Genomic DNA, 9,995 nt, shown 5'->3' with positions numbered 1-9,995 from the left:
TCGGTGGTTGCGATGTGCGGGGGAGCGGGTGACTCGTTCCTTTCCGCGGTGGCGAGTACCGATGCCGATGTGTACGTCACCTCGGATCTGCGCCACCACCCGGTCGACGAGCATCTGCGGGCGGGTGGGCCTGCGGTGATCGACACCGCGCACTGGGCGTCGGAGTTCCCGTGGTGTGAACAGGCACGAGGCATCGTCGACGCCGCGTTCGGCGATACGGACGGCTGGAGCAGCCGCGTGACCGAGGTCCGTACCGACCCGTGGACCATCTGACTTGCGGTCGGGCAGGAGTGGAGCCTGCAGAAACGACCCTGATGGCCTCTATCCGGCTTTCTTGCTTTCGAGCAGCCGGTAGGGTGATCTCTTATCAACTTCCATAGTCGCAGGAGTCATCAAGCGTGAACGTCGATCCCAAAGTCCAGGCCTCGCTGCTCGAATTGGCCGGTGTGGATACCGAACTCTCGCAGATCGCCCACCGCCGCAAGAGCCTCCCCGAGCAGCAGGAGGTGGACAAGCTCGAGACCGAGCGCACCACCCGCAAGGACGCCGCGGTGACGGTGCAGATCTCGATGGACGACCTCGATCGGGACATCCGCAAACTCGAAGGCGAGGTCGACGCGGTCCGGCAACGCGAGGCTCGCGACAAGAAGATGCTCGAGAGCGGCACCATCGCCCCGAAGCAGATGACCGAACTGCAGCACGAACTCGGCAGCCTCGAGCGTCGCCAGGGCATCCTCGAGGAGGAGCTGCTCGAGGTCATGGAGCAGCGCGAGGCCAGTGAGCGGGACTACGAGCATGCCGGTGCGCAGCTGACGCAGATCGAAGACGAACTTGTCGATGCCGGCCGTCGCCGCGACGACGCCGTCGCAGACCTCGACGTCGCTGAGAAGCGCAGCGCCGAGCGCCGCGAATCGTTGGCCTCGGGATTGCCCGCGGATCTGCTTGCGCTCTACGAGAAGCAGCGAGCGCTCACCGGCCGCGGTGCGGCACTGCTGCAGGCTCGCCGTTGCGGAGCGTGTCGCATCGAACTCGATCGCAACGAGATCGCAAGCATCGCCAACAAGCCCGCGGATGCTCTCATTCGTTGCTCGGAGTGCAATGCAATCCTGGTGCGCACCAAGGAATCCGGGATTTGAGTCAGGTGTCGAGGGTCGTCGCCGAGGCCGACGGTGGATCGCGTGGCAACCCCGGCCCGGCCGGGTACGGCGCAGTGGTGTTCAGTGCCGATCGCTCGCAGGTTCTGGCCGAGCGTCGGGCATCGCTCGGCGTGGCCACGAACAACGTCGCCGAGTACAACGGACTGATTGCAGCACTGAGCGCGGCTCGTGATGTCGGGGCCCGTGAGGTCGCGGTCCGCATGGACTCCAAACTCGTCGTCGAACAGATGTCCGGGCGCTGGAAAGTGAAGCACCCGGACATGATTCCGCTTCAGCGAAAAGCGGCCGACCTGGCCCGCCACTTCGATTCCGTGACCTACGAGTGGATTCCGCGTTCGCAGAACTCGCACGCCGACGCATTGGCGAACGAGGCTATGGACGCCGCGGCCGAGGGTGCGGACCTATCGGAATTGCCCGATGCCGAGCCGGTGGCGAAGAAGGCCGAGTCGCCCGGCTGGACCGGTGCCATGGGGGAGCCGACTCGCCTGCTGTTGCTGCGTCACGGCCAGACCCCCATGTCGGTGGACCGGCGCTACTCCGGTCGCGGCAACCCCGATCTGACCGAATTGGGTCGACGTCAAGCCGATTCTGCCGCAACGGTTCTGGGGTCGCGCACCGATATCGACGCCATCGTTGCCTCGCCACTGGGGCGCGCGCAACAGACCGCCTCGGCGACAGCCGACCGCTTGGGATTGCCCGTCACCACCGTCGACGGTCTCATCGAGACCGACTTCGGCGACTGGGAAGGCCTCACGTTCACCGAGGCCATGGAACGTCACCCCGACGCGCACAAGGCGTGGCGCGGCGACACCTCCGTCGCACCACCGAACGGGGAGAGCTTCGACGCGGTGCGCATGCGCATCGAAGCAACCCGCGACCAGTTGCTCACCGAGTACGCCGGGAAGACCCTTCTGGTGGTCACACACGTGACACCGATCAAGATGCTGCTGCAACTCGCACTCGACGTCGGCCCGTCGTTGCTGTACCGACTGCATCTGGATCTCGCGTCGCTGAGCATCGCCGAGTTCTACCCCGACGGCGGGGCATCGGTGCGATTGGTGAACGACACCTCGCACTTGACTCGGCTGGCCTGATCTTTCGGAGCGTCGATGGAGGGCGCGGTTCGTATGTCCGAGAACAGAATTCGCGAGCCTGCGGCGGCGCGCTGGATTGTATTGGCATCGTTCGCATCCGCCGCTGGTGGTCTGGCAGTCGCGTTCGGGTGGCGGTACGGGGTGACGCGGACGTGGATCGATGCGGATTCACCACCGCCTGTGGCTTCGGGTGACACCGAATACTTCCGCGTGTACGACTACGTGCAATACGTGTCGGGTCCGCCGTGGTGGCCGGTTACGTGGGTCCTTCCGGTTGCCGCTCTTGTGATCGGCACCGTCGTGTCGGTCGCTATCGGATGGTTCCGTCTCGGCCGAAAGACCGGTCGGCTGACGCTTGGGGCGGCCCCACTCGTGGCGGGAAGCATCGTCGGCGCGGGGGCAGCATGGTGGGCACGGAGCCAACCTCCCGAAATCCGCGTCAGGATGGTCGCGAACCCCTATTTCGACGACCTCGGGCCGACCGGCGCTGCGCGTCTGGGCATCTACGGCGGTCCGCCGTTGTTCGACACCGTGCATGCGGGGCAGCTGTTGCCGGTGATGGGAGCGGTGATCGGTGCCACGGTGTTCTGTGTGGTGCTGGCGGTCTCGACACTCCGCGCACGACGCTTGCCCTGACTCCGCGCCGATTGTCGAGCAGGTTGGCCGACGGCCTTATCCGACAGCTGTCGGGACTCGCATGTTCGATGCACGAGCTGCATGGCATGGGTCAGATCTGCAACGCAAGCCACAGACCGGCCACGGCGCCGACAATGGTCAACGGTGTCGTGATGACGCCCAATACCGTGAATGTCCGCAGATCTGCCGGCTCGTCGTTGGCCGAAGCGACGCGTCGCCACAGCATGATTGCCAGCGACCCGACGTAGGTCAGGTTGGGTCCGAGGTTCACGCCTATCACCATGGCCAACAGCAACGCCGGGGGAGCATCAGCACCGAACGCGGCCAGCAGCAGCAGCGTCGCGGGCAGGTTGTTGACGATGTTCGACGCCACCGCCGCAATGGCTGCGGCTGCCAGCAGCGATGCGAAGGTGGTGTCCGACGGCAGAATTCGCGTCAGCCAGTCGCCGATCGGGCCGGTGGTGACGCCGAGAACGACGATGCCGAGCAGAAAGACGAAGCCGCAAAACGGTAGATCGGCACCGCGCAGAATGGCGCGAGCACTGGTGTGCCGGCCCCGGAGTGCGGGGACGGCCAATGCCACCGATCCCATCGCGGCCACCCAGAACGGTTCGACGTCGAACAGGCCTGCCACCGCGAAGCCGATGAGTGTTGTGCCGAGGATGGCCAGCGTGGTTCGCGGTGCGGGGACGTCCTCGGCGCTCTGCTGAGTCGACTTCTCCGGCGGTGCGGCGGTGCGGCTCAGATCCTTGCGGAAGAAGATCAGGAACACCGCCAACTCGATGGCCACCGCGAAAATCCACGGCAGTGCCATCAGAGCGGTGAAATGCAGGAAGGTGAGTCCGGTCGCGGCGAAGGCGAGAAGGTTGGTCAGGTTCGACACCGGCAGCAGCGTCGACGCCGAATTGGACAGGTGTGCAGTGGCGTAACTGTGCGGACGCGGCGACATCCCCAGAATTCGCGCAGCGCCGATGATGGCCGGCGTCAGCAGAACCACGGTGGCGTCGAGGCTCAGTACCGCGGTGGTCGATGCCGCTGCAGCGAACACAAGGGTGAGCAACCGGCGGGGACTGCCCTTGGATCCTCGGCGGAGCTTCGCGGCTATCCACGTGAACACTCCGAGGGCGTCCGAGAGGTGCGCCAGGATCAGGATGAACGCCAGAAAGACCACGGTCGGAGCGAGTTCGAGTACTTGCTCGCGTGCGGCGTCGAGGCTGACGAGGCCGACGAGCAGAACGACCGCCGCGGCTGGAAGTGCGGCAACGATCTCCGGGAGACCGCGCGGGCGCACGATGGCGAAGACGAGAACGGCGGCCACCAGTGCCGCGGCAAGAACGGTCACGCGAGAATCTTCACCAGTGTGCGCACGTTTCGGGTGGTGGTCGTGGCCTTGTACTTCGCTTTGGCGGTGGCTTTGCCGAACGTGCTGTCGGTGGTGTTGCCCTTGCGCACCTCCCAATAGAGCACGCTGTTCCCCTCGGCAATCCTTTCGAGTTCAGGGTCGAGTTCTTCTGCAAGAGCGGACAATTCGGTCAAATGGCTGTCATCGCTACCGAACACCACATAAGAATGCCAGCCTTCCCGTTCGGCGTCGAACGGGTAGGACTCCACTATCGCTCGAAGCGTCGGCACGTTCAGCACGACAACCCAGGCCTGATAGCCGAACGCCTGGGCGAGCGTGCTCTCCGCCTGTGCCTTGACGGCGTCGACGCGCAGCGAGGAGCCCAGCAGAACATTGCCGGTCGCCAGAACGGTGCGGACATCGGTGAAGCCGGCCGATGTCAGGGCCTCACGGAGATCGGCCATCTTGATGTTGATGCCACCGACGTTGATGCCGCGGAGCAACACGACCCACTCATTCATGGGAGGAACTGTAGTTCGGTTCCCGGCTGGCGCGGCTCGCCGAGTAGAGTGTGCAACCGCGAACGAGTTGGCCGGACGGCTGCGGCTCGGAGGACCGGCGAACGAGTGTCGTCGCGCTTCGGGCCGAGGAAAGTCCGGACTCCACAGAGCAGGGCGGTTGTTAACGGCAACCCGAGGTGACTCGCGGGACAGTGCCACAGAAAACAGACCGCCTGCGGATCGGTTCTTCGGAGTCGAACTGCAGGTCAGGGTGAAACGGTGCGGTAAGAGCGCACCAGCATCCCAGGTGACTGGGATGGCTAGGTAAACCCCGCCCGGAGCAAGGTCGAAGGCTGCATCGCGCAAGGGGTGCAGCTGCGCAGGTGCTCGAGGGCTGCTCGCCCGAGCCTGCGGGTGGACTGCTCGAGGTACCCGGCAACGGTGTGCCCAGATGGATGGTCGTCGACGTCGGACCTGCGAGAGCAGGAACGGCAGACAGGATCCGGCTTACAGGCCGACTCGTTCGCACTCACCATTTCTCCCGCAGTTCGCCTGCGGCGTCGCTCCATGGGGCACACTGGAAGTCATGACCGACGACGACACCTCCTGGTACTACGACATCAGCACCAAGCAGGTCGTACAGGGCAAGCAGACCAACGCCCTCGACCGCATGGGCCCGTATCCGGACAAGGCCACCGCGGAGCAGGCGCTGAAGATCGCCGCGGCGCGCAACAAGGCCGCAGATTCCGACGACGACTGGAACAACTGACGGTGCTGCTCACCCGGCTGAGGGCCCCGGGCTTCGACTTCGAGACCATCAGATCCGAGTTCGCACTGACCGAAGCGTTCGACGCCGACGTGATGCGCGAGGCCATCGAAGCCCGAGACCTGCACGCCGACAGCAGAATCGACCGCACCGACATCCCGTTCGTCACCATCGACCCACCCGGCTCGAAGGACCTCGACCAAGCCGTACACATCGAGAAGACGTCGAACGGCTTGGTGGTGCACTACGCGATCGCCGACGTGGGCGCACTGGTGACGCCCGGTGGAGCTCTCGACACCGAAACCCGTCGGCGCGGCCAGACGTTCTACCTCCCCGACGGATCCGTGCCGTTGCATCCACGAGAGCTGTCGGAAGGTTCGGGCAGCCTGCTGGAGGGGCAGACTCGCTGCGCCGCGCTGTGGACCATCGAACTCGACGACGTCGGCGAGGCGGCCGCGTGGACCGTCACCCGCGCCCTGGTGCGCTCTGTTGCACGGCTCGACTACGCCGCGGTGCAGGCCGACGTCGACGCAGGCACACCGCACCCCTCCATCGCGGCACTGCCGGAATTCGGGGCACAGCGCGCGGCCGCAGCCAGACGACGCGGGGCAATCGACATCACACTGCCCGAGCAGGAAGTGACGCCGCACGGAAAAGGGTGGCGCATCGATCTGCAGCCCCGCACGGCAGTGGACGGGTGGAACGCCGAGGTGTCGCTCTTGACGGGGATGTGCGCCGCCAGAATCATGCTCGACGCCGGCATCGGCCTCGTCCGTACACTCCCACCCGCGCCCGCCGAGGCCGTGGAGACGTTGAAGAAGACCGCAACCGCGCTCGGAATCGATTGGCCGGCAGGGGCGTCGGCCGGCGCAGTGCTGGCCGGTTTGCCTACCGGTGAGCCGTCGACACTGGCGATGATGACCCAGGCGACCGGTTTGCTGCGTGGTGCGGACTATCGCGCATTCGATCGCACCACCAACCCTGCCGACAGCGACGAATCGGTGGAACATTCTGGAATCGGTGCCCCGTACGCCCACGTGACGGCACCACTGCGGCGGCTGTCCGATCGCTTCGCCACCGAGGTCTGCCTGGCGGTCGTCGCCGGAACGCCGATACCGGACTGGGCCGCGCAGGCATTGCCGGAGCTGCCTGCAATCATGCGCGGATCGGATTCCGCGGCATCGAAAGTGGACCGCGCCTGCATCGACCTCACCGAAGCGCACGTACTCAAAGACCGAGTGGGCGAGCAATTCTCAGCGGTCGTACTGCGCGGTGCCGAGGGCAAGCGGGATGCCGAGGTGTTGGTGTCCGAACCGATCGTCCTCGGCAAGTGCGACGGGGAACCGCCCGCGGGGGAGTCGGTGAAGGTCCGGTTGACCCGGGCCGACACCGACTCGCGCGCAGTACGATTCGACTACTCGGCGGTCACGGCCTGAAACGATCCGTCGCCTCCACGAGGTGATGCACGATGCCGGGCTCGGCCGCAGAATGACCGGCATCGTCGACGATCACCAGATCTGCTGAGGGCCAGGCCTTGTGCAGTGCCCACGCGCTCGTTGCCGGGCACACGACGTCGTAGCGGCCCTGCACGATGACACCGGGAATGCCGTCGAGCAGGTGGGCGTCGCGCAGCAGTTGATTCTCTTCGAGAAAGCAGTTGTTCCGGAAGTAGTGGTTCTCGATACCAGCGAACGCCAGTGCGAACCGTGCATTCGAATTGGACTGCACTGCATCCGGTTTGGGCAGCAGGTAACTCGTCGCTGCCTCCCAGGTGGACCATGCCACCGCAGCTCGCGTCGCGGCTTCGTGGTCCTCGGACATCAGCTGCCGGTGATACGCCTCGACGAGACTGCCGTCGCGCTCGTCCTCCGGAATGGGTTCGAGAAATTTCTCCCACAGGTCGGGGAAGATGTGGCCTGCCCCGCCGCCGTAGTACCAGTCGATCTCCGACGGCCGCACCAGAAAGATTCCCCGTAGTACGAGCCCACGCACACGATCACGGTGCGACTGCGCATACGCCAGGGACAGCGTCGAGCCCCACGAACCGCCGAACACCAACCACGTGTCGATACCCAGGTGCTCGCGGAGCTTCTCCATGTCCGAGATCAACCGGTCGGTGGTGTTGACCGACAGATCGGCACCGTCGGCAATGTGCGGGGTCGACTGCCCGCAGCCGCGCTGATCGAACAACACGATTCGATAGGCCTGCGGGTCGCAATACCTGCGCTGCAACGGATTGGTGGCACCGCCCGGACCGCCGTGCACGAACACTACCGGCGCACCGTCGGGATTGCCGGAGACCTCCCAGTAGATCTGTTGGCCGTCGCCGACATCGAGGTGGCCGGTCTCCGCCGGATCGATTTCGGGGTAGAGGGTCCGCATCTCAGAAGCCCACCAGACCGGACGCGAGGTCCGGAATGTCGAGCGATCGGATGGCCTCGTCTCGTACGTCCGAACAAGTTTCCGTCGTGATGTCATCGATGATCGCTCGGTCCTGCACCACCTGAAGATTGATGACGCCGCTCTGCGCCGCCCAGGTCTGCACGAGAATGTTGAGCCCGCCGCGACCAAGGGTGGGCCCTTGGACGCGCCAATTGGACAGCTGCGCTTCGAGATCGGTGCACAGCTGCTGCTTCTGCGCGTCGGTGATCGCTGCGCCCGCAGGCGGTGCGGTGACCGTCGGGGTCGGTGCGACCGTCGTGGTGGACGACGAACCGGTGTTGGTGGTGTCGGTGCTGCATGCAGTCGCTACGACGAGAAGCGCAGCCGCGCCTGCCAATGCGACTGCGCTTCTTCCTGCAATGGACGTCGTACCCCGTCTGATTGTCATGGCCCCGAGTGTGCCACCCGAACTCCGGCGAGGCGAGAACGATCAGTAGCTGTGTTCGGGCCCGGGGAAGACTCCCGATCGCACCTCGGACATGTACGTCGTTGCCGCGGTCCGCAGTGAATCGCCGACGTCGGCGAACTTCTTCACGAACTTCGCGGTCTTGCCATTGGTGTATCCGGCCATGTCCTGCCACACCAGTACCTGCGCGTCGCATTCGTTGCCCGCGCCGATACCGACCGTCGGAATGGTCAGCTTGCGGGTCACCTGGCCGGCGATGTCGGCGGGAACCATCTCCATGACGACGGCGAATGCTCCCGCCTCCTGGACTGCGATGGCGTCGGCCACGAGCTGCTCGGACGCATCTCCGCGACCCTGGACGCGGAAACCGCCGAGGGTGTTGACGCTCTGCGGGGTGAAGCCGACGTGGGCCATCACCGGGATGCCCGCGGCGGTGATCGCAGCGATCTGGGCGGCCACGCGCTCGCCGCCTTCGAGCTTGACTGCGCCTGCGAGCCCTTCCTTCATGAACCGAACTGCGGTCTCGAGGGCCTGCTGCGGCGAAGCCTCGTACGTGCCGAAGGGCAGATCTGCCACGACGAGGGCGTGCGGTGCGCCGCGGACCACTCCGCGAACCAACGGAAGAAGCTCGTCCACGGTGATCGGCACGGTGGTGTCGTAGCCGTAGACGACGTTTGCCGCCGAATCGCCGACGAGGAGAACAGGTACGCCGGCTTCCTCGAAGATGCGGGCGCTGGAGTAGTCGTATGCGGTGAGCATTCCCCAGCGCTCACCGTCGGCCTTCATCTGCAGAAGGTGGTGGGTGCGGGTCTTGCGGGTCAACGCGGTGGAGGGTGCTTCCTGGGCAGATCCGCCGTACACAGCAGTTTCGGACATCTTTGTCCCTTTCTGGTCCTCGAGGCCCGCTCGGCGGGTCCCCGGGATGGGGTGTGATGACGTGGGCAAGTCTGCCACTGCCCGCGAACTGCCGGGCAGCTACCGGCAGTGCAGTTCGTCACACCTCGTCGACCGTCGCGTGGTCCCGCCAGCCGTTGGTGATCGGCATGCGGCGATCGCGACCGAAGGCACGAGAGGTGACTTTGGTGCCGATCGGGTACTGGCGCCGCTTGTATTCCGACGCATCGACCTTGCGCAGAATGTCCGCGACCAACGCCGCGTCGAACCCGGCCGCCACGATGTCCGCGAACCCTTGGTCGTGGTCGACGTAGCGAAACACGATGGCGTCCAGTTCGTCGTAGTCGGGCAACGAGTCGGTATCGAGCTGGCCCGGCCGGAGCTCGGCGGACGGCGGCTTGTCGATGCTCGACTCGGGTATCGGCGGGATGTCACCACGGTCGGCAGCGGACTTGTTTCGCCACCGCGCCAGATCCCACACGAGCGACTTCGGCACGTCCTTGATCGGAGCGAAGCCGCCGACGGCATCCCCGTAGATCGTCGAATAGCCCACGGCAAGCTCGGATTTGTTACCGGTGGCCAGCACCAGATGGCCGAAGCTGTTCGACAGTGCCATCAACACCATGCCCCGGCAGCGGGCCTGAATGTTCTCCTCGGCCAAGCCGGTCAGATGCAGCTGGTCGACGTAGCAGGCCACCATGTTCGCAATGGGCTCGACGCGGAAATGGATACCGGTGCGCGACGCGAAATCCTCTGCG

Annotated in this window: 12 protein-coding genes and 1 other RNA gene; 7 read left to right on the top strand and 6 right to left on the bottom strand. The window is 65.4% G+C overall.

The genetic code is table 11. The annotated features are described in order from the left end of the window. From A2J02_RS18955 to A2J02_RS28360, 4 genes are all read left to right on the top strand, one after another. Window positions 1-273 (top strand): Nif3-like dinuclear metal center hexameric protein (locus A2J02_RS18955; RefSeq protein ID WP_197478068.1); only part of this gene is annotated, 273 nt, incomplete at its 5' end. Window positions 274-398: 125 nt separating this feature from the next. After that, window positions 399-1,136, top strand: a complete 738-nt coding sequence (locus tag A2J02_RS18950) for a zinc ribbon domain-containing protein (protein ID WP_032394446.1) — start codon at window positions 399-401, stop codon at window positions 1,134-1,136. Window positions 1,137-1,141: 5 nt separating this feature from the next. After that, the gene (locus A2J02_RS18945; RefSeq protein WP_068052178.1) at window positions 1,142-2,251 is read left to right on the top strand and encodes a bifunctional RNase H/acid phosphatase; all 1,110 of its coding nucleotides are present in this window, start codon (window positions 1,142-1,144) and stop codon (window positions 2,249-2,251) included. A 33-nt stretch (window positions 2,252-2,284) separates the two neighbouring features. Beyond that, entirely contained in the window at window positions 2,285-2,887 is a 603-nt protein-coding gene (locus tag A2J02_RS28360; protein WP_068052175.1) for a hypothetical protein, read from the top strand. 91 nt (window positions 2,888-2,978) lie between these two features. Here A2J02_RS28360 and A2J02_RS18935 read toward each other — a convergent pair whose 3' ends face one another. Then, on the bottom strand, window positions 2,979-4,229 hold the full coding sequence (locus A2J02_RS18935) for an SLC13 family permease (RefSeq protein ID WP_068052173.1): 1,251 nt from the start codon (window positions 4,227-4,229) through the stop codon (window positions 2,979-2,981). After that, window positions 4,226-4,750, bottom strand: a complete 525-nt coding sequence (locus A2J02_RS18930; RefSeq protein ID WP_068052172.1) for a DUF1697 domain-containing protein — start codon at window positions 4,748-4,750, stop codon at window positions 4,226-4,228. Before A2J02_RS18930 ends, A2J02_RS18935 begins: the two co-directional genes overlap by 4 nt. A 63-nt stretch (window positions 4,751-4,813) precedes the next feature. Between A2J02_RS18930 and rnpB the strand changes: the two genes are divergently transcribed. From rnpB to A2J02_RS18915, 3 genes are all read left to right on the top strand, one after another. After that, an RNA gene (gene rnpB, locus A2J02_RS18925) (RNase P RNA component class A) lies at window positions 4,814-5,255 on the top strand. Between the two features lie 60 nt (window positions 5,256-5,315). Further along, a complete protein-coding gene (locus A2J02_RS18920; protein WP_045194843.1) occupies window positions 5,316-5,498 on the top strand; it encodes a hypothetical protein in 183 nt (60 codons plus the stop codon). 2 nt (window positions 5,499-5,500) lie between these two features. Beyond that, the gene (locus A2J02_RS18915; RefSeq protein WP_068052171.1) at window positions 5,501-6,931 is read left to right on the top strand and encodes an RNB domain-containing ribonuclease; all 1,431 of its coding nucleotides are present in this window, start codon (window positions 5,501-5,503) and stop codon (window positions 6,929-6,931) included. On the opposite strand, the gene pip is transcribed toward A2J02_RS18915, so the two are convergent. The 4 genes from pip to nadE all read right to left on the bottom strand — a co-directional run. Further along, entirely contained in the window at window positions 6,921-7,877 is a 957-nt protein-coding gene (pip, locus tag A2J02_RS18910) for a prolyl aminopeptidase (protein ID WP_068052170.1), read from the bottom strand. The genes A2J02_RS18915 and pip overlap by 11 nt on opposite strands. 1 nt (window position 7,878) lies before the next feature. Further along, window positions 7,879-8,325: a hypothetical protein gene (locus A2J02_RS18905; RefSeq protein WP_176460269.1), complete on the bottom strand. Its 447-nt coding sequence runs from the start codon at window positions 8,323-8,325 to the stop codon at window positions 7,879-7,881. A gap of 42 nt (window positions 8,326-8,367) precedes the next feature. Next, window positions 8,368-9,219: a 3-methyl-2-oxobutanoate hydroxymethyltransferase gene (gene panB / locus A2J02_RS18900; RefSeq protein ID WP_068052164.1), complete on the bottom strand. Its 852-nt coding sequence runs from the start codon at window positions 9,217-9,219 to the stop codon at window positions 8,368-8,370. Between the two features lie 118 nt (window positions 9,220-9,337). Then, window positions 9,338-9,995 (bottom strand): NAD(+) synthase (gene nadE / locus A2J02_RS18895; protein WP_068052161.1); only part of this gene is annotated, 658 nt, incomplete at its 5' end.

Origin of the sequence: Rhodococcus sp. EPR-147, from assembly GCF_001647185.1 — a bacterium.
In the GTDB taxonomy this organism is placed as follows: domain Bacteria; phylum Actinomycetota; class Actinomycetes; order Mycobacteriales; family Mycobacteriaceae; genus Rhodococcoides.
This window is presented reverse-complemented; position numbering and strand designations above follow the sequence as displayed.